This is a genomic window from uncultured Barnesiella sp. (assembly GCF_946496565.1).
Lineage (GTDB): Bacteria > Bacteroidota > Bacteroidia > Bacteroidales > Barnesiellaceae > Barnesiella > Barnesiella merdigallinarum.
The window spans coordinates 64,226-84,391 of sequence record NZ_CAMMHD010000009.1; the positions used below are offsets into that span (position 1 = coordinate 64,226).

Annotated in this window: 15 protein-coding genes and 2 tRNA genes; 6 read left to right on the forward strand and 11 right to left on the reverse strand. The window is 54.6% G+C overall.

The annotated features are described in order from the left end of the window. Positions 1–52 precede the first annotated feature (52 nt). Complete coding sequence (locus tag Q1K76_RS06430; RefSeq protein ID WP_300131948.1) at positions 53–2,206, forward strand: cation:proton antiporter; 2,154 nt, start codon at positions 53–55, stop codon at positions 2,204–2,206. 252 nt (positions 2,207–2,458) lie between these two features. Here the strand turns inward: Q1K76_RS06430 and Q1K76_RS06435 are convergent, their stop codons facing one another. Further along, on the reverse strand, positions 2,459–2,731 hold the full coding sequence (locus tag Q1K76_RS06435; protein WP_300131951.1) for an HU family DNA-binding protein: 273 nt from the start codon (positions 2,729–2,731) through the stop codon (positions 2,459–2,461). Positions 2,732–2,981: 250 nt separating this feature from the next. On the opposite strand from Q1K76_RS06435, the gene Q1K76_RS06440 reads away from it, so the two are divergent. From Q1K76_RS06440 to Q1K76_RS06460, 5 genes are all read left to right on the forward strand, one after another. Then, positions 2,982–3,680, forward strand: coding sequence for a rhomboid family intramembrane serine protease (locus Q1K76_RS06440; protein ID WP_300131954.1), 699 nt, complete (start codon positions 2,982–2,984; stop codon positions 3,678–3,680). Further along, positions 3,661–4,566 (forward strand): rhomboid family intramembrane serine protease, encoded by a 906-nt coding sequence (locus Q1K76_RS06445; protein ID WP_300131957.1) that lies wholly within the window; start codon positions 3,661–3,663, stop codon positions 4,564–4,566. Before Q1K76_RS06440 ends, Q1K76_RS06445 begins: the two co-directional genes overlap by 20 nt. 7 nt (positions 4,567–4,573) lie before the next feature. Beyond that, positions 4,574–5,653, forward strand: a complete 1,080-nt coding sequence (locus Q1K76_RS06450) for an endonuclease/exonuclease/phosphatase family protein (RefSeq protein WP_087407990.1) — start codon at positions 4,574–4,576, stop codon at positions 5,651–5,653. A 19-nt stretch (positions 5,654–5,672) separates the two neighbouring features. Further along, positions 5,673–7,763 (forward strand): M3 family metallopeptidase, encoded by a 2,091-nt coding sequence (locus Q1K76_RS06455; RefSeq protein ID WP_300131959.1) that lies wholly within the window; start codon positions 5,673–5,675, stop codon positions 7,761–7,763. A gap of 315 nt (positions 7,764–8,078) precedes the next feature. Beyond that, on the forward strand, positions 8,079–9,062 hold the full coding sequence (locus Q1K76_RS06460) for an acyltransferase (protein WP_300131962.1): 984 nt from the start codon (positions 8,079–8,081) through the stop codon (positions 9,060–9,062). An 86-nt stretch (positions 9,063–9,148) separates the two neighbouring features. Here the strand turns inward: Q1K76_RS06460 and Q1K76_RS06465 are convergent, their stop codons facing one another. The 10 genes from Q1K76_RS06465 to Q1K76_RS06510 form a co-directional block, all read right to left on the reverse strand. Continuing rightward, complete coding sequence (locus tag Q1K76_RS06465) at positions 9,149–10,741, reverse strand: S41 family peptidase (protein ID WP_258326841.1); 1,593 nt, start codon at positions 10,739–10,741, stop codon at positions 9,149–9,151. A gap of 14 nt (positions 10,742–10,755) precedes the next feature. Beyond that, on the reverse strand, positions 10,756–11,229 hold the full coding sequence (coaD, locus tag Q1K76_RS06470) for a pantetheine-phosphate adenylyltransferase (protein WP_087407986.1): 474 nt from the start codon (positions 11,227–11,229) through the stop codon (positions 10,756–10,758). Beyond that, positions 11,210–13,075, reverse strand: coding sequence for a DNA topoisomerase IV subunit B (locus tag Q1K76_RS06475; protein WP_300131965.1), 1,866 nt, complete (start codon positions 13,073–13,075; stop codon positions 11,210–11,212). The genes coaD and Q1K76_RS06475 overlap by 20 nt, the downstream gene beginning before the upstream one ends. A 171-nt stretch (positions 13,076–13,246) precedes the next feature. Continuing rightward, entirely contained in the window at positions 13,247–15,391 is a 2,145-nt protein-coding gene (gene rnr / locus Q1K76_RS06480; RefSeq protein WP_300131967.1) for a ribonuclease R, read from the reverse strand. Positions 15,392–15,647: 256 nt separating this feature from the next. Further along, the gene (locus Q1K76_RS06485; protein ID WP_087407983.1) at positions 15,648–15,917 is read right to left on the reverse strand and encodes a hypothetical protein; all 270 of its coding nucleotides are present in this window, start codon (positions 15,915–15,917) and stop codon (positions 15,648–15,650) included. 130 nt (positions 15,918–16,047) lie between these two features. Next, on the reverse strand, positions 16,048–18,003 hold the full coding sequence (gene gyrB / locus Q1K76_RS06490) for a DNA topoisomerase (ATP-hydrolyzing) subunit B (RefSeq protein WP_258326843.1): 1,956 nt from the start codon (positions 18,001–18,003) through the stop codon (positions 16,048–16,050). 270 nt (positions 18,004–18,273) lie between these two features. Continuing rightward, a tRNA-Glu gene (locus Q1K76_RS06495) sits at positions 18,274–18,345 on the reverse strand. 50 nt (positions 18,346–18,395) lie between these two features. Then, on the reverse strand, positions 18,396–18,647 hold the full coding sequence (rpsT, locus tag Q1K76_RS06500) for a 30S ribosomal protein S20 (RefSeq protein ID WP_008862907.1): 252 nt from the start codon (positions 18,645–18,647) through the stop codon (positions 18,396–18,398). Between the two features lie 36 nt (positions 18,648–18,683). After that, positions 18,684–18,755: transfer RNA gene (locus Q1K76_RS06505), tRNA-Glu, on the reverse strand. A 230-nt stretch (positions 18,756–18,985) separates the two neighbouring features. Continuing rightward, positions 18,986–20,161 carry an aldo/keto reductase gene (locus Q1K76_RS06510; RefSeq protein ID WP_258326844.1) on the reverse strand — a complete coding sequence of 392 codons (1,176 nt, stop codon included), beginning with the start codon at positions 20,159–20,161 and terminating at the stop codon, positions 18,986–18,988. Positions 20,162–20,166 lie beyond the last annotated feature (5 nt).

Here is a 20,166-nt window from a genome sequence, read left to right on the forward strand (position 1 = left end):
TTTGTATTTTTGTTGCATATTTACAGTTTCAGCATCTCAAAATTACAGAGTCATGGGCAGCATTACTTCTCTACCGATTGAGAATCCGGTACTGATTTTCTTTATTGTACTGGTTATCATCCTGCTTGCGCCCATACTCCTCAACCGCATACGGGTTCCACACATCATCGGACTCATCATCGCCGGGGTTATCATCGGGCCCAACGGCCTCAACCTGCTGGCCCGCGACAGCAGTTTCGAAATATTCGGCAACGTAGGTATCCTCTACCTGATGTTTTTGGCCGGTCTTGAAATCGATATGAACGATTTCAAAAAGACCCGCAAAGACGGTATAATCTTCGGCCTCTACACCTTTCTTGTCCCCATGATTCTGGGTACGATTACCAGCTACTACACGCTGCATCTCGACCTCATGACCTCGATTTTACTGGCTAGCATGTATGCTTCGCACACACTCATCGCCTATCCCATCATCAGCCGGTACGGAATCTCGCGCAGCCGGGCCGTCCCCGTCACCATTGCCGGCACCATCTTCACCGTGCTGGGAGCACTCATCATTTTGGCGGTCATCTCGGGTATGGTGCGAGGCGACCTCACCGAGTTCTTTTGGCTCAGACTGTCGGTCAACATCATCATCTACAGCTTGGCCATACTCTACATCTATCCGCGTCTTACCCGCTGGTTTTTCAAGAACTACAACGACAACGTCACCCAGTTTATCTTTATTTTAGCACTCGTTTTCCTTGCTTCCTACATGGCGCAGGTCATCGGGTTGGAGGCCATCTTGGGAGCTTTCTTTGCCGGCATCGTACTCAACCGGTTCATTCCCAATGTATCGCCGCTGATGAACCGGCTCGAATTTGTAGGCAACGCGCTATTCATTCCCTATTTCCTCATCGGGGTAGGTATGCTCATCGACTTGCGGGTTATCGTCAGCGGCACCGATACGCTCATCGTCGCCATCAACATGTCGGTTGTCGCCACCCTGTGCAAATGGATTGCCGCCTGGCTCACCCAGAAAACCTGCCACATGACCAAAGTGGATCGCAACCTCATCTTCGGATTGAGCAACGCCCAGGCCGCCGCTACACTGGCCGCCGTGATTATCGGTCACGACATCGGGCTATTCAACGAAGAAATCCTCAACGGCACCATCGTGATGATTCTGGTTACCTGCATCATCAGTACGCTGGTCACCGAGAAAGCCGCCCGCCAAATGGTCGTCGACATGCAGAACAACGACCCGAAATCTTCCAAATCGCCCGTACAGAGCGAACAGATACTGATACCCATCGCCAACCCCAGCACCATCGAGAACCTCATCAACCTGGCCCTGCTGCTCAAGTCGCCCCAAAAGCGGACTCCCCTCTATGCCCTGCATGTGACCGACGACAGCAAGACGAGCAACTACCGCTCGCAGTCGATTCTCGAGTTTGCCGGTAAAGTAGCCTCATCGGCCGATACCAAACTGATTCCCATCGCCCGGTACGACATGAACATCACCAGCGGCATCATCCACACCATGAAGGAGCGGAACATTACCGAGGTCGTGCTGGGTCTGCACCACAAGGCCAATATCGTCGATACCTTCTTCGGTGCCAAAATCGAGTCGCTGCTCAAGAACACCAACAAGATGATTCTCATCTCGAAGTGTGTAAACCCCATCAACACCATTACCCGCATCGTCATCGCCGTACCTCGCAAGGCCGAATATGAAACGGGCTTTGCCCGATGGATAGACCGGATAGCCAACATGGCCAAACAGATAGGCTGCCGGGCCATCTTCTATGCCTATGCCGAGACTATCCCTTACCTGAAAGCCCGGTTGAGAGCCGGTCGATACAACATCCGCAACGAGTTTGAAGTGCTCGAGAGCTGGGACGATTTCATGCTCTTGGCCAATGTAGTGCTCGACGACGACCTTTTCATCGTCGTGAGCGCACGTCCCACTTCGGTCTCGTTCAATGCCGACGCCGACAACATTCCCTCGTTCCTTTCGAAATACTTCGTCGACAACAACCTTATCGTACTCTATCCCGAGCAGTTCGGTACCGCCGAGCCGGCCCCCGCTTCGTTCATGGAACCCATGTCGCACGACATGCTCAGCCACTCCGAAATTCTGGGTATCGAAAAGATTTTCCGACAACTCATCGCCTACAAAAAACGGTGGACCCACCGCAATCGCAAAAAGAAAATCGAATTGTAATACCGGCAAGGTTACCGCCCTACCATCCCTTGTGCCTGCACTCGCACCCGACAAAGAGCGGATGTGCCATTGGTTTTCGTCTCTACCGGATTGAAGTGTCGCAGCACGGCGTTCCAACGTCCCGGTATAGATACGCCGCGGGCTGCACCCGTTCCACTCCTCAAACGCATAGACAACTATTTGGGAACCACCCAACAAAAAAAGAGAGACTCGTAAGTCTCTCTTTTTTTATGCTACCATAAAATAACTTCTTTATTTTACTTGGTCGGCCAACTCGGCACCAGCTTTGAATTTAACCACTTTCTTGGCAGCGATAGTGATTTTTTCTTTAGTTGCCGGATTGATACCTATGCGAGCAGCTTTCTCTGCAACGCCAAAAGTTCCAAAACCAATAAGAGCCACTTTGTCCCCTTTTACGAGTGATTCCGAAACTGCTTCTACAAAAGCGTCCAATGCCTTCTTTGCGTCAACTTTGCTCAAACCGGCTTTTTCGGCCATAGCATTGATAAGTTCAGTCTTGTTCATAACATGTATAATTAAAAGTTAAGTAATAATCTCCCTGAAGAGCAGCACGGCAAATGTAAATATTAAAATGATATAGTGCAAACAATAAAGTAAAAAAATATAATAAAAGTCGCTATTTTATAATATAACACACCCATATTTGAGTAAATCCTTGAAAAATCACTATTTTTGCTTGCAAAATCAGGGGATAATCTGTTTTATGTCTTAGACTACAAGGCAGTTACCCTCGTCAATAAAAGAACGATTATTTATGCAAAACAGATCTTTTTTGGGATCGATACCGCCCGTCACGCTCAATCTTATCATCATCAACTTCATTGTGTGGCTGGCTGCGTTGACCCTGCCCAAAATTGCCGGCATCGACTTGAATTATCTGCTGGGATTGCACTACATCGAAGCCGACGATTTCAACGTCATTCAGTTGGTCACCTACATGTTCCTTCACGACACGAACAGCTTCGACCACATCTTCTTCAACATGTTCTCGGTCTTCATGTTCGGCCGTACACTCGAGGCGGTGTGGGGTGGCAAACGGTTCATCTTCTACTACCTCACCACCGGTATAGGAGCCGGTCTGATACAGGAGCTGGCCTGGTATTTCGAACTGCATTCGGCCATCGACGCTACGGTAGCCCAGTTGGGCTGGGACCAAACCTCGATGCTGCTCAACCAGTTTGTTACCGTGGGAGCCTCGGGAGCCGCCTTCGGTATCCTGCTCGCCTTTGGCATGTTGTTCCCCAACGCGCCGCTCTTCATCCTGTTTATCCCCATACCCATCAAGGCTAAATATTTTGTTATCTTCTACGGCCTCCTCGAACTGATATTCGGTATCAGCGGCACCATGAGCGGTGTAGCTCACTTTGCCCACCTGGGAGGCATGCTCTTCGGATTCTTCCTCATACGCTATTGGAAAAAGAAAGGAATAGGCGGTGGCGGCTTCTATTATTGACAACCTCAAGCGGCAGTTCGGGCAAGGCTCGGTACTGCTGAAACTCATCTATATCAACGTAGCGGTGTTCCTGCTGCTACGCATCACGGGGGTTGTACTCCTGCTGTTCAACATCGACCTCTCGATTGTGCTCCCCTACATCGAGATGCCCTCCGATCCCTACGAGTTTATCACCCATCCGTGGACTCTGCTCACCTACATGTTCGTACACTACGACGTGTGGCACATCCTCTTCAACATGCTGTGGCTCTACTGGTTCGGGCAGATATTCCTCACCGCCTTCGGCGAGAAGCAGATGGTGGGGCTCTACCTGTGGGGCGGCATTGCCGGCGGACTGCTCTACCTGCTCTCGTACAACCTCTTCCCCTATTTCGAGGGAAAGCAGGGGCTCATGTGCGGAGCCTCGGCCTCGATTATCGCCATCGTGGTGGCTACCGCCTTCCGCATGCCCGACTATAAAATCAACCTGCTCTTTCTCGGGGCTATCTCGCTGAAATACATTGCTATCGTCACTATCCTCATCGACCTGCTCAGCGTCACCTCGGCCAACGGCGGCGGCCACATTGCTCACCTGGGCGGTGCCCTGCTGGGCTACTGGTTCATCGTGCGTTGGGAGAAGGGAAAAGACCTCACCGCTCCGCTCAACCGACTCATCGACCGCATCGTGACGGTCTGCAAGCCACGGCCCCGCATCCGCGTGAAACGCCCCTCGGCCCGCACCGCCTATCGCACCTCGTCACGACCCGAAACCGATATGGAATATCGGGCCCGCAAAAAACGGGAGAACGACGAGATTGACGCCATTCTCGATAAAATCAAGAAATCGGGGTACACCTCGCTGACGGCCGAAGAGAAAAAGCGGCTCTTCGAGGCCGGGAAAAAATAACCGGGATATGAAACATGTCGTCAAAATCATATTACTGATACTCAATACCCTGTGGGGATTACTCCTCATCATGGGAGCCTACTCGGCCTACTGTCCCACCCGCGTGGGCATTCTGCTCGAGCTGCTCTTTCCCCTCAACCTCTTCGTGTGCGTGGCCTTTCTCTTCGTATGGCTCGCCTATAACCCGCGCTATATCTGGGTACCCGTGGCGGCCCTGGTACTGGCCTGGGGAGGCATAGCCCGCTACTGTCCCATACACAAGCCCCAGCCGCCCGACAACAGCGCCCCGGGGTTCACGCTGATGACCTATAACGTCTATTTCCTGCTCGACTACGAGGGGAGCGATACACCCCAAAACCGCACCATCTCGTTCCTGCTGGCACAGGATGCCGACCTGGTGTGCCTGCAAGAGGCGCCCGAACTGGCCGACCCCAACCCCGGCCTGAAGGTTGCGCAGGCGCAAATCGACAGCATCCACGCACGCTATCCCTACCGGATACCCACGAGCCACGGCATGAACTTCCTCTCGAAATATCCGGCCCGACTGCTCTTCGACACCGTCTACTCCGAATCGAGTGCCGTAGCGGCCTATCGGGTACAGATAGGCGAGCGCGAGGTTACCGTCGTCAACCAGCACATGGAGTCGATCGGGCTTACTCAAACCGACAAGGAGCTCTACCACGAGATTACCGCACACCCCAATACCGACTACCTCGACGAGGTGAAGAAGCATCTGCTCTCCAAACTTGTCAATGCGGCCCGGGCCCGCAACAAACAGGCCGACCTCACGGCCGAGAAAATCGAAGAGCTCGCCGGCAACGTAATCGTGTGCGGCGACTTCAACGACTCGCCCCTCTCCTATGCCGTGCGCCGGTTCCGCCGCATGGGATTCCGCAACGCCTACAACGAACTGGGTCTGGGGCCCGGTATCACCTACCACGCCAACCGGTTCTGGTTCCGCATCGACCACATTCTCTACAAGGGCAACATGGAGGCGCGTTGGCTCGAACGGCTGCGCTACAAGAGTTCCGACCACTACCCGCTCCTGGTACGATTTGCCTGGGAGCCCCCTGCCGAAATTCATTAACACAGTAATATTATACCACATGAAAAAACTTTTAGTCACATCGTTAACCGCTCTTATGATGATTTCCTGCAATCAAAAAGAGAATCCGCTTTTGGGCGAATTTAACACTCCGTTCGGCGTACCGCCGTTCGACCAGATCAAGACCGAGCACTACATGCCTGCTTTCGAAGAGGCTATCAAGCAACACGATGCCGAAATCGAAGCCATCGTCAACAACCCCGAGGCTCCTACCTTCAAGAATACCATCGAGACTCTCGAATTCAGCGGCCTGCTGCTCACCCGGGTAAACCTCATCTTCAGCAGCCTCACCGAGGCCGATACCAACGACGAGCTCCAGGCAATCGCCAAGGAGATTTCGCCCCGACTCACCGAGCACTACGACAACATCTCACTCAACGACAAGCTGTTCCAGCGTGTCAAAGCGGTATATGACAACCGCGAAAACGAGGGTCTCGACGCCGAACAGATGAAAGTGCTCGAGAACCACTACAAAGATTTCGTACGGGCCGGCGCCCTCCTCTCCGAGGCGGCCAAGGATACCCTGCGCGAAATCAACAAGGAGCTGGCCATGCTCTCGATTCAGTATGGCGACAATGCCTTGGCCGAATCGAATGCCTTCCAGCTGGTAATCGACAACGAGGCCGACCTGGCCGGACTGCCCGAAGCCGTAGTGGCTGCCGCTGCCGACGAGGCTGCCGCCCGCAACCTGGCCGGCAAATGGGTATTTACCCTCGACGCTCCCAGCCGCATTCCCTTCCTCCAGTATGCCGACAACCGCGCCCTGCGCGAGAAGGTTTACAAGGCCTACATCAACAAGGGCGATAACGACAACGAGCACGACAACAAGGCTCTCGTGTCGAAGATTGTCAACCTCCGCCTTAAAAAGGCCAATCTGCTGGGCTTCAAGACCTACGCCGACTTTGCCCTCGACGACCGCATGGCCAAGACCGACGAGAACGTGAACAACCTGCTCAACCGTGTGTGGGAATATGCCATCCCCCGGGCCAAGGAAGAGGTGGCCGACATGCAGAAGATTATCGATGCCGAAGGCGGCAACTTCAAACTGGCTCCCTGGGACTGGTGGTACTATGCCGAGAAGGTGCGCAAGGCCAAATACGACCTCAACGAAGATGAGCTGAAACCCTACTTCAGCCTCGACAACGTGCGCGAAGGGGCCTTCATGGTGGCCAACAAGCTCTACGGCATCACCATCACCGAGCTGAAGGATGTGCCCGTATATCACCCCGACGTGCGTGCCTTCGAAGTGAAGAATGCCGACGGCAAACACCTGGCCGTGTTCTATACCGACTACTTCCCCCGTCCCAGCAAACGGGCCGGTGCCTGGATGTACAACTTCCGCGAAGCCTATGTACAGGATGGCAACGAGGTGCGCCCCATCGTCTACAACGTAGCCAACTTTACCAAACCTACCGGCGACACGCCTGCCCTGCTCACCATCGACGAGGTACAGACGCTCTTCCACGAGTTCGGCCACGCCCTGCACGGCATGCTCACCCGCTGCCACTACCCCTCGGTAAGCGGTACCAACGTAGCTCGCGACTTCGTGGAGCTGCCCTCGCAAATCAACGAGCACTGGGCTACTCATCCCGAAGTACTCAAACTCTACGCCAAACACTACAAGACGGGTGAGGTGATTCCCGACTCGCTCATCGAGAAGATGGAGGCCGCTTCGAAATTCAACCAGGGCTTCACTACCACCGAGCTCATTGCCGCTTCGATTCTCGACATGCGCTGGCACGAAATCAGCGAAGCCAAAGAGTACGACGTACGCCAGTTCGAGAAAGAGGTAGCTCAATCTATCGGACTCATCGACGAGATTACCTACCGCTATCGCAGCACCTACTTCTCGCACATCTTCACCAACGACTACTGTGCCGGCTATTACAGCTACACCTGGGCCGAGGTGCTCGATGCCGATGCCTTCGATGCCTTCATCGAACACGGTATCTTCGACCCGGCTACCGCCAAAGCCTTCCGCGAAAACATCCTCGAGAAGGGTGGCAGCGAAGACCCCATGAAACTCTACCGCCAATTCCGCGGTGCCGACCCCAACCCCGACGCACTGCTCCGTAACCGCGGTTTGAAATAATACACGAATAAGCTCATTCGACCTGCAAGGGCTGCCTGGTAAAAATCGGGCAGCCCTTGCTATATTTGTATTATCTTCAAAGGGGCCAGCATAAAAATCAAGCGAGCTTGTTTTTCTGCCTTCGACTTTCATTATCTTTTCATAAGAAAGGATGCGGTTCGGCATGGTCAAATTTGAAAACAAGGTTTTCATTTGCCTCTGCTCTCACCTTTCACTATCTTTGTAGAAGATAAGATTCGGTTCTGCATAAAGTTCAAGTAAACTTGACTTTCTGCTCTCACCTTTCACTATCTTTGCACCGTTTAACCGCAAGAGATGGAAAACCCTGTACCCCAGACACACAAGAAGCGCATCGACAGCATCGACCTGCTCAAAGGCCTTGCCATCATGGGTATCGTGTGGAAACACACCTTTCACCCCCACTGGTGCGACCTGATTCTCATCAGCGCCATCTTCTTCATCCTGTCGGGTACCTTTTTCAAGGACGAACCCTTCGTCCCCTTCCTGAAGAAGCGGGTGAGGACGATACTCGTTCCCTTTCTCGTCTTCTATCTCTTCTCCTTTCTCGCCCGGCTGCTCTTCCACGTAGCTCACCACCACACTCTACACGGGTTCGACTGGCGTGCCGTGCTGCAACTCTTCACCATCGACAGCGGGTCGCTCTACCTCTCGGTCAATATTCCGTTGTGGTTTCTGGTCTGCCTCTTCGTGATGCAACTTATCTTCTGGGTATTGAACCGACTCATTCCACAGCGGCATCGCACCCTCTGGTTCCTGCTGGTGATAGCCGCCATCTACGTCGGCTACCCGGCTATCGAGGAGTGGCGCACCCTCTTCATGGTCAACGTGGCTCTCGAGAGTCTGCCCTATTTCATCGCCGGCAACCTCTTCGGGCTGCCGCTGGCCCGATACCTGGCCCGCAGTTCGCACCGATACCTCGTGGCACTCCTCGGGCTGGCGCTGTTCATCGCCGTGCAATACCTGCCGATCGAGTGGCCGGTGCTCTCGCTGGTCAAGTTCTTTGCCCTCTTTGCGGCCCTCCTTGCCCTCCTCTCTTATGCCGAGGGCAACCGCTCGCCGTTGGCCCGTTTTGTGCGTACCTGCGGCGAATCGTCGCTGCTCATCATGGGCATCCACGTCATCCTGCTGGCACCCCTGCAACCGATAGCCTGTGCCATCACCGGCAAGCCCGACCTGCTGGCCGGAGCCATTGCCCTCGCCCTCACCCTGCTCGTCATCTACCTGCTCATTCCGGTAGTGAACAAGTATATCCCCTGGGCTGTGGGGAAGAGACGATAGTCCATCGTATCGTATGAGATAAAAACCAAGCGGAGCGGAAGAGTCAATGACTCATCCGCTCCGCTTGATTATGGTGTGGCTACCGATTACTCCCGAGGTTGGAGCAATCGGTTATACTCGGCATCGTCGTGGATAATCGCCATCGCCTTGACAAACGAGGGATTCTCGGGGTTCATAATGCGGAAATAGGCCGCCGTGTCGAACATGTCACGAGCGACGAGCGCCTTGACCTGCAAGGCTATGAGATTGCGCGACTTCTGGTACTGCTCCTCGTCATACTTCACCTTCTCGGCCTCGCCCATCTTCAGCAGGTCGGCAAGCATCTCGTCGGTCACCGTGAAACCCTCGACAAACTGCTCCACATTCTTGTAACGGCTCGTCAGCTCCTTGCGGTGCTTGTCGAGGTAGTTGATAGGATACTGGTTCAATACCCCCTTGGCCAGCAGATCGCGGTGAAAATCGGTATAGATGGTAGTGTCGAGCGGCACAAATACATCGGGCATGATTCCCCCGCCACCGTAGACGATACGCTTGCTCTTCAAGGTCTGATATTGCAGCGAGTCGGGGAAATGAATACTGTCGGTATAGATGAGTTCGCCGTGGTTGAAACGGTCGAGCAGCTCCCGCTCGTAGGCCTCGTGTCCCTTGTCGTAGGGTTTCTGGATGCTGCGCCCTGCCGGGGTATAGTAGCGGGCTACGGTCAGACGTATCATCGAACCGTCGGGGAAGGGGATAGGCCGTTGTACCAGCCCCTTGCCGAAGGTGCGGCGACCGACAATCACGCCACGGTCCCAATCCTGCACGGCTCCCGACAGAATTTCGCTGGCCGAGGCCGAACTCTCATCGACCAGCAGCACCAGTTTCCCTTTCTGGAACAGCCCCTGTTTGGTGGCAAAGGCATCGTCGCGAGGCGAACGGCGACCTTCGGTATAGACAATCGACTGCCCGTCGTCGAGAAACTCGTCGGCCATGCCGATAGCACTCACCAGGTATCCGCCTCCGTTACCCTGAAGGTCGACAATAAGGTTTTTCATACCCTTCTTTTTCAATGCCTTGAGCGCATCGGAAAACTCCTTGTCGGTCGTGGCGGCAAAGCGACTCACCCGTATGTAGCCCGTCTCCTTGTCGGCCATATACGAGGCGTCGATGCTGTAAATGGGTATCTTGTCGCGTACGATTCTGAACTCGATGGGCTCCTTCACCCCCTTGCGCAACACGCTCACCCGCACCACTGTGCCGGCCTCGCCGCGCAAGCGTTTCATAATGTCGGTATTTTTCATCTTCACCCCGGCAATCACCGTGTCGTTGACCGAGACGATGCGGTCGCCCGCCAGGATGCCCACCTTCTCCGAGGGGCCCCCCACGATGGTCTGTATCACATACAGCGTGTCGCGGTTCATGTTGAACTGAATGCCGATGCCGCTGAAGTTGCCCTGCAACGGCTCGTTCATCTCCTTGGTCTCCTCGGCAGTCGTATAGGTCGAATGGGGGTCGAGTTTCTCGAGCATGCCCCGTATGCCATCCTCGACCAGCTTCGCTTCGTCGACCTCGTCGACATAGAGGTTGGTGATGGCAAAATCGGCCAGACTCAGTTTGCGCATGCCTTCACTCTGGCCCTGCGCCCGTACGGCTCCTGCGGTCACAGCCAGCAGGAGTATCGCAAAAAACAGTCGTTTCATCGTTTGTTGTCAAATTATACCAGTTTCAAACCCTTGGGTACAAACTCGTCCACACTGTGACCGAAGCGCAAGAGCTCGCGCACGATGGTGGAGCTGACGTGGGTCAGCTCGGGTTCGGTAAACAGAATGATGGTCTCTACGCCCGAGAGCTTGCGATTTACGTCGGCAATCGTCTTTTCATACTCAAAATCGTTGACCGACCGGATGCCCCGCAAGATAAACCGGGCATTCCACTCCCTGGCCAGGTCGATGGTGAGGCTGTCGTACGAGACAACCCGCACGCGGGGATTGTCGCGGAAGAAGTCGCGCAGCATGTCGAGCCGCTGCTCCACCGTAAAATAGGTGCGTTTCGAGTCGTTGATACCGATGGCAATCACCACTTCGTCGAGCAGTTCGAGCCCGCGGTTTACAATCGACATGTGGCCGATGGTAAAGGGGTCGAAAGTCCCGGGAAATACGGCGATTCGTTTAGACGAGGTTGGTGTCATCTTCTATAACCAGATTTTGTACAATAAAATTTTGTCGCTCCATGGTGTTCTTGCCCATGTAAAACTCGAGCAGGTCTTTCACCAGGTCTTCTTTTCGCAACGATACTTGGTCGAGGCGCATATCGGGGCCGATGAACTGGCGGAACTCCTCGGGCGAAATCTCGCCCAACCCTTTGAATCGAGTCACCTCGGGATTGGCCCCGCACTTCTCGATGGCAGCGATACGCTCTTCGTCGCTATAACAATAGTAGGTCTCCTTCTTGTTGCGCACCCTGAAGAGGGGGGTCTGCAAAATATAGACATGCCCCTTCTTGATCAGGTCGGGGAAGAACTGCAGGAGGAAGGTAATCATCAGCAGACGTATGTGCATGCCGTCGACATCGGCATCGGTAGCGATAATCACCTTGTTGTAGCGCAACCCCTCGATACCCTCCTCGATGTTGAGGGCCGCCTGCAACAGGTTGAACTCCTCGTTTTCATACACCACCTTCTGGGTGAGGCCGTAGGTGTTGAGGGGCTTCCCCCGCAGCGAGAATACGGCCTGAGTCTCTACGTTGCGAATCTTGGTAATCGAGCCGCTGGCCGAGTCGCCCTCGGTAATGAATATGCAACTCTCGTCGCGCCGGTCGCCCTTCGCATCGTTGTAGTGTATGCGGCAGTCGCGCAACTTGCGGTTGTTGAGGCTCGCCTTCTTGGCCCGTTCGCGGGCCAGCTTCGTCACCCCGGCAATAGCCTTGCGCTCCTTCTCCGAGGCCAATATCTTTTTCAGCATCACCTCGGCCACATCGCCGTGCTTGTGCAGGTAGTTGTCCAGCTCCTTCTTCAGGAAGTCGCCGATAAACTTGGCCACCGTAGGTCCTTCGGGGCCCATGTCTTTCGAGCCCAGTTTGGTCTTGGTCTGCGACTCGAACACCGGCTCCTCTACCTTGATGCTGATGGCGGCCACCATACCGTTGCGAATGTCGGTATACTCGAAATTCTTGTTGTAAAACTCCTTGATGGTACGCGACACCGACTCTCTGAAGGCGGTCAAGTGGGTACCGCCCTGGGTGGTGTGCTGCCCGTTGACAAACGAGTAGTACTCTTCGCCATACTGGTTACCGTGGGTGATGACCACCTCGATGTCGGTCCCCGACAGGTGAATGATGGGATAGAGCGGATCGGTGGTCATGTTCTCGTTGAGCAGGTCGACCAGACCGTTGCGCGAGTGGTATCTACGCCCGTTCAGCAAGATGGTGAGCCCCGTGTTCAGGAACACATAGTTCTTGAGCAGCGGCACAATCAGCTCCTCGCGATAGGCATAGTTTTTGAATATGGTATTATCGGGGGCAAACTGCACCAGCGTGCCGTTGAGCTCGTCGGTAGGCGTGAGGCCGCTCTCCGAGATGACTTCGCCCCGGGCATAGCTCACCGAGTTGCTCATGCCGTCGCGATACGACTGGATAAAGAAACTCGACGACAAGGCATTCACCGCCTTGATACCCACGCCGTTCAACCCCACCGACTTCTTGAAGGCCTTGGAGTCGTATTTACCGCCGGTGTTCATTTTCGACGATACGTCGCGCACCTTGTCGAGAGGGATACCCCGGCCGTAGTCGCGCACCGAAACCACTTCGGGCGAAATCTCCACGACTATCTGTTTGCCAAAGCCCATCATATGCTCGTCGAGCGCATTGTCGAGCACCTCTTTCAGCAGCACATAGATGCCGTCGTCGGCGTGCGAGCCGTCGCCCAGCTTGCCGATATACATACCGGGACGGCGACGGATGTGCTCTTTCCAGTCGAGGGTCTTGATGGCGTCGGAGCCATATTCCAAGTCGATATTTACATTTGTATTTTCTTCCATAAAATTCTATCCTGCCGGCTCTGTACCGGCTTTCCACACAAAGATAACGCTAAAAAAAGAGTAAAAAAAGAATAACTCCCTTTTTACGACCTTTTTAAGAAATAAAACGGAGCCCGGCAGGGCGTAAACGCCTTGCCCGACTCCGTGAAAATTCGATTTCGCCCAACCCGGCTATTGCTGCTCGGCCAGCGCAAAGTCGAGCTGCTTGCGCTCGAGGTTGGCCCGAGCCACCTTGATGCGGATGGGATCGCCCAGCCGATAGATGCGGTGGGTACGGCGCCCCATGAGGCAGTAGTTCTTCTCGTCGAACTCGTAGTAATCGTCCTCGAGGTCGCGTATGGGTACCAGCCCCTCGCACTTGTTCTCGTTGATTTCGACATACAGTCCCCACTCGGTAATGCCCGAGATGACACCGTCGTACTCCTGTCCCAACCGCTCGCTCATGTACTCGACCTGCTTGTACTTGATCGAGGCACGCTCGGCACTGGCAGCGAGCTGTTCCATATCCGAAGCGTGTTCGCACTCATCCTCCAGCGCCTGCACGTTCACGCTGCGGCCGCCGGCCATGTAGCGCTCGAGCAGCCGGTGTACCATCAGGTCGGGATACCGGCGTATGGGCGATGTAAAGTGGGTATAGTAGTCAAAAGCCAGTCCGTAGTGGCCGATATTGACTGTCGTATAGATGGCCTTGGCCATGGCCCGTATGGCAATGGTCTCTACCAGGTTCTCTTCGGGACGTCCCTGCACCTTGGCCAGCAGGCTGTTGATGCCTTTCGACAGGTCGCTCTTGCTGCCCTCGGTCTTGATTTTGTAGCCGAAGCGGGTGATGAAGGCAGCAAACGACGACATCTTGTCGGGGTCGGGCAGGTCGTGTACACGATAGACAAAGGCTTTGGGTTTGCGGCCATCCTTGGGCTTGCCCACAAACTCGGCCACCGTACGGTTGGCCAGCAACATGAACTCCTCGATGAGCTTGTTGGCCTCCTTCGATACCTTGAAGTAGACCCCTATGGGCTTGCCGTTCTCGTCGATGTCGAACTTCACCTCGTGACGGTCGAAGTTGATGGAGCCGTGCTCAAACCGACGTTTGCGCAGTTTCTGAGCCAGGTCGTTCAACGTAAGTATCTCTTCCTTGTAATCACCCTCGCCGGTCTCGATGACGGCCTGTGCCTCTTCGTAGGCAAAGCGGCGGTTCGACCGAATGACGGTGCGGGCGATGTGCGACTTCTGTACCTCGGCCTCGTCGTTCAGCTCGAAGATGCACGAGAAGGTGAGCTTCTCTTCATCGGGGCGCAGCGAGCAGACGTCGTTGCACAACCGCTCGGGCAACATGGGTACCACACGGTCGACCAGATAGACCGACGTACCGCGGTGCTCGGCCTCCTTGTCGATGATGCTGCCGGGCTTCACATAGTAGCTCACATCGGCAATGTGCACGCCTACCTCCCAATGGCCATTGTCGAGACGACGAATCGACAGGGCGTCGTCGAAGTCCTTGGCATCCTTGGGGTCGATGGTAAAGGTGGTCACCTCTCTGAAGTCCTCGCGAGCGGCAATCTCCTCGGGCGTAATGGTGTCGGGTATCTTGTTGGCCGCCTTCTCCACAGCCTCGGGGTAGCGATAGGGCAACCCGAACTCGGCCAGGATGGCATGAATCTCGGTATTGTTCTCACCGGCCGGTCCCAGAATGTCGATAACCTCGCCATAGGGATTTCGTGCCCGATCGGGCCACTCGGTGATGCGCACCACCGCCTTGTCGCCCGTCTTGCCCCCCTTGAGGGCATTCTTGGGAATGAATATGTCGTTGGCCAGCACCTTGTTGTCGGTAAGCAGGAAGGCAAAGTGCTTCTGCACCTCGAGTGTACCCACAAAGGTCTGCGGATTCTTTTCGATAATCTCGACCACTTCGCCCTCGGCATCGTGGCCCTTGCGCTTGGCATAGACCAGCACCCGCACCCGGTCGCCGTCCATGGCGTGCATCGAGTTGCGCTCGGCAATGAAAATCGACTCTTCGTCGTCGGTAATGACATGATTCTTACCGTTCGAACGACGTTCGAAACGGCCTACCACCTCGGTGCCCCGGCTGTTGGCCTTGTATTTGCCGGGCGAGACCTCGATCAGGAAGTTCTGCTCGGCCATGCCCTCGAGCAACTGGAACACCATCTGTTTCTGGGGCGTAGTCTTGGCCCCAACCCCATGAGCGACCTGTTTGTAATTAAACACCCGCTTTCTGTCCTGATTGAAGAACTCGACCATCAAGGCCAGCATATCTTCCTTTTTGATTCGCTTGGAATCTTTTTTCTTCGTCTGTTTCATCTTATAGGGGTTTAATGTGGGTATACAACAATCGTGAACGGCAGGAGTCGGATGGCGATAACGGCCTCACTCTCACGCAGGCCTTGCCGCCTCGTCTCCTATGGCTATCCAAAGATAGCGAAAACGTCGGTAGAAACAAATAAAAAGGGAACTTATTCTGGACTTTTGAGCGAAAAAACAGGTGTTATTTCACAACCGCCCGGCCACGTACCCCGCGGCACAGAGCGACACTCCCCCCCGCTGTTGTTACATAAGCTCAAAAGACCTTGAGCAGCCCGAAGGCCATACCCAGATAGAGGAAGAGCGTGATGAACGACCAGGCGAAACGAGCCTTGACAAAAGGCTCGCCCGTCGACTTGCACCGCCTGGGATAGCGCAGAATACCCGCTACAGGTCCTACAAAACAGACGGCCATGGCCGCTTGCAACCAAGTGAGGTCGAAATAGACGCCGACCAAAAACAGCACAAAGATAAAAAAGGCTATCAGCTCCATGTAGCCGAGACTGTTCAACGCTTTCCGTTCCATAACACGACTCTCTTTTATTCTTCCCTGGCCCCGATGCAGCGCGGCATCGCCCGGGGAGTGTTACAACTCTATTTAAACCAAGTCAGCCCGATATTGAACAACCGGGCTGACTCGTATCTGGTTTCAGCAATTAAGCATCGATATTGGCATAGGTGGCATTCGACTCGATGAACTCGCGACGCGGACCTACATCCTCGCCCATCAGCATCGAGAAGATGCGGTCGGCCTCGGCGGCATTGTCGATAGTCACCTGCTTGAGGATACGGTTCTCGGGGTCCATGGTGGTCTCCCACAACTGGTGGGGGTTCATCTCACCCAAACCTTTGTAACGCTGCGTCTCCATCAACTGCTCGTTGCCGTCGCAGTATTTCACGCAGAACTGGTCTTTCTGCTGGTCGGTCCAGCAATACTCCTCGGCTTTGCCCCGCTTGCTCTTGCACTTGTAGAGCGGCGGCGTGGCCAGATAGACGTAGCCTTGCTCCAAGAGCGGACGCATGCGGCGGAAGAAGAAGGTGAGCAACAGGGTGGCAATGTGTGCGCCATCGACATCGGCATCGGTCATGATGATGATTTTGTGGTAGCGCAGCTTCTCGATGTTGGCCTGCTTCGAATCCTCGGCCGTACCGATGGTTACGCCCAGCGCCTTGAACATGTTGCTGATTTCCTGACTTTCGAATACCTTGTGGTCCATGGCCTTCTCGACATTCAGAATCTTACCGCGCAACGGCAGAATGGCCTGGAACATACGGTCGCGGCCCTGCTTGGCCGAACCACCGGCCGAGTCACCCTCGACGAGGAATATCTCACACTCCTCGGGGTTACGCGACGAGCAGTCGGCCAGCTTACCGGGCAGCCCGCCTCCCGAGAGGGGCGACTTGCGTTGTACCAGCTCACGAGCCTTGCGGGCGGCATGACGGGCCGTAGCAGCAATGATTACCTTCTCGACGATGGCCTTGGCCTGAGCAGGATGCTCTTCCAGATAGTTGGCCAGCGCCTCGCTCACGGCCGTATCGACAGCACCGATTACCTCGCTGTTACCCAGCTTGGTTTTGGTCTGACCCTCGAACTGAGGTTCCATCACCTTCACCGAGATAACGGCGGTAAGGCCTTCGCGGAAGTCGTCGCTGCTGATTTCGACCTTCACCTTGTCGAGCATCTTGGAATCCTCGGCATACTTTTTCAGCGTACGGGTCAAACCGCGGCGGAAACCGGTGAGGTGCGTACCGCCCTCGATGGTGTTGATATTGTTGACGTAGGAGTATACGTTCTCGTTGTAGGTGGTATTGTAGGTCATGGCCACTTCGACGGGGACACCCTGACGCTCGGTCGAGATGTGTATCACGTCGTCGATCAGGTGCTCCTTGTTGGAGTCGATGTAGCGCACAAACTCTTTCAAGCCCTCTTTCGAATAGAAAACATCTTTCCGGAACTCGCCGTTCTCGTTGACTGCCCGACGGTCGGTCAGCGACAGCGTAATGCCGGCATTCAAGAAGGCCAGGTCGCGCAGGCGGTGTGCCAGAATATCGTAGTCGTAGACCGTAGTCGTGAAGATAGAGGCATCGGGGTGGAAGATAATCGTCGTACCCCGCTCGTCGGTTTCGCCAATCACCTCGACATCGTGCAGCGGTTTTCCACAGGCATACTCTTGCATATAGACCTTGCCGTCGCGGCGAATCTCGGCACGCAGATAGGTCGACAGGGCATTCACACACGAAACACCTACACCGTGCAGACCACCCGATACCTTGTAAGAACCCTTGTCGAATTTACCACCCGCATGAAGCACCGTGAGCACTACCTCGAGGGCCGACTTGTGTTCCTTCTCGTGCATGTCGACCGGGATACCACGACCGTTATCGACCACCTTTATCGAGTTATCTTCGTTGATATACACCTCGATGTGTGTAGCATAACCGGCCATAGCCTCGTCGATTGAGTTGTCGACTACCTCGTAGACCAGGTGATGCAAACCTTTGACGCCAATATCGCCAATATACATGGCCGGGCGCTTACGAACGGCCTCGAGCCCTTCGAGCACTTGAATACTATCGGCTGAATAAGTTTTGTTTTCTGTTCCTTCTGACATATTATCCGAATCTTTTTATTTGTATTGAGGTCTTTCCCTCCTCCGGTTTTCAGACCGGTACCTTACGGGAAAAACACGGTAGAAGCGGCTCGAAAAGCCGTCTCTCCACGAACAAACAAAAATAGAGAAAAAAGTTGGAATGACGAAATATCACGCCAAGAAATCGCACCCTTTCAGAGACAAACGCCACGGGTTTTACACATCGCCGGTCCTCCTCGACCGACCGAATATAAAAAGAGTGCGGCAGCCGTTACTGTCGCACTCTTAAAGTAGCCCATAGGAGAATCGAACTCCTCTTTCAAGAATGAAAATCTTGCGTCCTAGCCGATAGACGAATGGGCCGTACCTATCACCGGCGGGGGTGTCCCTGCCGATTTTCAATCTCTACGAAATTACAATTTGTTGACGTGGAGAGCCAATTTCGATTTCAGGTTAGCGGCTTTGTTTTTGTGGATTACATTTTTCTTAGCCAGCTTGTCCAACATCGAGCTCACTTTTACATACAAAGCGGCGGCCTCTTCTTTTACAGTAGTAGCACGCAATTTACGAACGGCGTTACGAGCAGTTTTTGCGTAGTAACGGTTACGCAAATTTCTCACTTGTGTTTGTCTGATTCTTTTTTCCGACGATTTATGATTTGCCATCTCAATAGTCTCCTAATTATTTTATTTTTATATTCGTAGCCCATAGGAGAATCGAACTCCTCTTTCAAGAATGAAAATCTTGCGTCCTAGCCGATAGACGAATGGGCCCTTGATAAAAATGCGCCTTAGATGTAAAAAGTAAGGCGCCCTTTCCAAATGCGAGTGCAAATATAGAGCGGTTTTTTGAATTGGCAAAATTTTTCCCTAAAAATCTTTCATTTACCCCCTTTTACTACTCGATTTCGGGTCGCCCTCGCCCCTCGATATAACCCCTGTTCAACTCGATACGGGACGAGGGGACCTCTTGAAACCGATTATCGGGATATTGATTCACCGACTCAAAAACCTACCTGACGCTGTTGTTCGGCATTGTATCGGTCGCCCACGACAGGAATCTCGGCCACAGCCGCTTCGAGTGCCCGCCAGTCGGCTGCCGGCAACTCAAACGAGAGGGTTCGCAGGTTCTCCTCCAGATGCGACAGCTTCGTGGTGCCCGGGATAGGGACTATCCACGGGGCCTTTTGCAACAGCCAGCTCAGCGCCACCTGGGCCGAGGTCATACCCCGGGTGCGGCCGAACTCTTGCAGCACATTCACGATGCGCAGATTGGCTCTGATGGCTTCGGGCTGGAATCGTGGCAGCGTGGGACGGTTGTCGTTATTCGGGTCGAAGGCGGTATATTCGTTGATGCAACCACCCAGAAAGCCCCGGTTCAGCGGACTGTACGGCACAAAGCCGATGCCCAACTCCCGACAGGTGTCGAGTACGCCGTTCTCCTCGACAGCCCGGTGCATGAGATGATATTCGCTCTGTATCGCCGTGAGCGGCTGCACGGCGTGAGCCTTGCGGATAGTCTCGGCACTCACCTCGCACAACCCCCAACAACGCACCTTGCCCTCGCGAATCAAATCGCCCAACGTGCCGGCTACCTCTTCGATGGGTACCTGCGGGTCGAATCGATGCTGGTAAAAGAGGGGGATGCAGTCGATGCGCAACCGACGCAGCGACTCCTCGCAATAACGACGAATCGTAGCCGGGCGGCTGTCTTGCCGACCGGTCGCTTTCCCGTCAATCACCTCGTGGCCGAACTTCGTCGTCACACAAATGCGGTCGCGAAAGGCGGCCAGCGCCTCGCCCGCCAACCGCTCATTGGTCAGCGGTCCGTAGATAATGGCCGTATCGAAGAGAGTTACCCCACGCTCCACAGCCTCATGCAGCAGAGCCATACACTCCCTTTTCCCGGGGTGCTGACTGCGATTATAGATCATGCCCATCACCCCGAACCCGAGAGCCGATACCTCCAAGGCTGCCGCTCCGCTGCCCAATACCCGGCGGGTGGCAATCGTAGCTGCCTCCCCTACCGGTTGATCGGCCTGCGGTTTATCGACAGCCGGCGATTCCCCGGCCCAAACGCGTTCTATTCCCGAAGGCAGAGCCAGTGCGGCTCCGACCGCAGCCGCCCGCTTGAAAAAAGACCGGCGGCTTATTGCTCCTGTTCGATTCTCTTCTTTCATGTTTG

Bases quoted from the DNA above. Each gene is read 5' to 3' on its own strand.
- Q1K76_RS06430 (WP_300131948.1), top strand. From the start codon at position 53: ATGGGCAGCATTACTTCTCTACCGATTGAGAATCCGGTACTGATTTTC.
- Q1K76_RS06435 (WP_300131951.1), bottom strand. From the start codon at position 2,731: ATGAACAAGACTGAACTTATCAATGCTATGGCCGAAAAAGCCGGTTTG.
- Q1K76_RS06440 (WP_300131954.1), top strand. From the start codon at position 2,982: ATGCAAAACAGATCTTTTTTGGGATCGATACCGCCCGTCACGCTCAAT.
- Q1K76_RS06450 (WP_087407990.1), top strand. From the start codon at position 4,574: ATGAAACATGTCGTCAAAATCATATTACTGATACTCAATACCCTGTGG.
- Q1K76_RS06455 (WP_300131959.1), top strand. From the start codon at position 5,673: ATGAAAAAACTTTTAGTCACATCGTTAACCGCTCTTATGATGATTTCC.
- Q1K76_RS06460 (WP_300131962.1), top strand. From the start codon at position 8,079: ATGGAAAACCCTGTACCCCAGACACACAAGAAGCGCATCGACAGCATC.
- Q1K76_RS06465 (WP_258326841.1), bottom strand. From the start codon at position 10,741: ATGAAACGACTGTTTTTTGCGATACTCCTGCTGGCTGTGACCGCAGGA.
- coaD (WP_087407986.1), bottom strand. From the start codon at position 11,229: ATGACACCAACCTCGTCTAAACGAATCGCCGTATTTCCCGGGACTTTC.
- Q1K76_RS06475 (WP_300131965.1), bottom strand. From the start codon at position 13,075: ATGGAAGAAAATACAAATGTAAATATCGACTTGGAATATGGCTCCGAC.
- rnr (WP_300131967.1), bottom strand. From the start codon at position 15,391: ATGAAACAGACGAAGAAAAAAGATTCCAAGCGAATCAAAAAGGAAGAT.
- Q1K76_RS06485 (WP_087407983.1), bottom strand. From the start codon at position 15,917: ATGGAACGGAAAGCGTTGAACAGTCTCGGCTACATGGAGCTGATAGCC.
- gyrB (WP_258326843.1), bottom strand. From the start codon at position 18,003: ATGTCAGAAGGAACAGAAAACAAAACTTATTCAGCCGATAGTATTCAA.
- rpsT (WP_008862907.1), bottom strand. From the start codon at position 18,647: ATGGCAAATCATAAATCGTCGGAAAAAAGAATCAGACAAACACAAGTG.
- Q1K76_RS06510 (WP_258326844.1), bottom strand. From the start codon at position 20,161: ATGAAAGAAGAGAATCGAACAGGAGCAATAAGCCGCCGGTCTTTTTTC.